The sequence below is a fragment of the Peptoclostridium sp. AF21-18 genome, assembly GCF_003478825.1.
Taxonomy (GTDB): Bacteria; Bacillota; Clostridia; order Peptostreptococcales; family Peptostreptococcaceae; genus Peptacetobacter.
This window is the reverse complement of sequence record NZ_QUGE01000009.1, coordinates 62,786-63,298: the sequence shown is the minus strand read 5'-3', so window position 1 is coordinate 63,298 and position 513 is coordinate 62,786. Positions and strand designations below refer to the sequence as shown.

The following is a 513-nucleotide window of genomic DNA, read 5'->3' as shown; positions in this document are numbered from 1 at the left end:
AAAACCCCCAGTTAGACTGGGGGTTCAGTAAAGCTTTTAGCTTTGAGTCTTTAACAAAAAAGCTCCTTTTGATAAGATATAATTGCGGTCCGCCAACTGCAAAAAATTATCAAAAGGAGGTCGTAAAATGAACGACATACATAGTTTATCACATACAAAATGGAACTGCAAATATCATATAGTTTTTGCGCCAAAATATAGAAGAAAAGTATTCTATGGAGAAAAAAGAGCAGAAATAGGAGGAATTCTTAGAGAATTATGTAGATGGAAAGGTGTAAATTTGCTTAGTGCAGAAGCTTGTCCAGATCACATACATATACTTGTAGAAATACCACCGAAAATGTCAGTATCAGGATTCATGGGATTCTTGAAGGGAAAAAGTAGCCTAATGATATATGAAAGATGGGGAAATATGAAGTATAAATATAGAAACAGACAATTTTGGTGTAGAGGATATTATGTTGATACAACAGGAAAAGACACAAAAAGAATAAAAGAATATATAGAAAACCA

Annotated in this window: 1 protein-coding gene; it reads left to right on the top strand. The window is 32.9% G+C overall.

Features of this window, described 5'->3' with window-relative positions:
* Positions 1 to 127: 127 nt before the first annotated feature.
* A partial coding sequence (tnpA, locus tag DWX74_RS05870; protein ID WP_286164235.1) for an IS200/IS605 family transposase occupies positions 128 to 513 on the top strand: 386 nt, incomplete at its 3' end.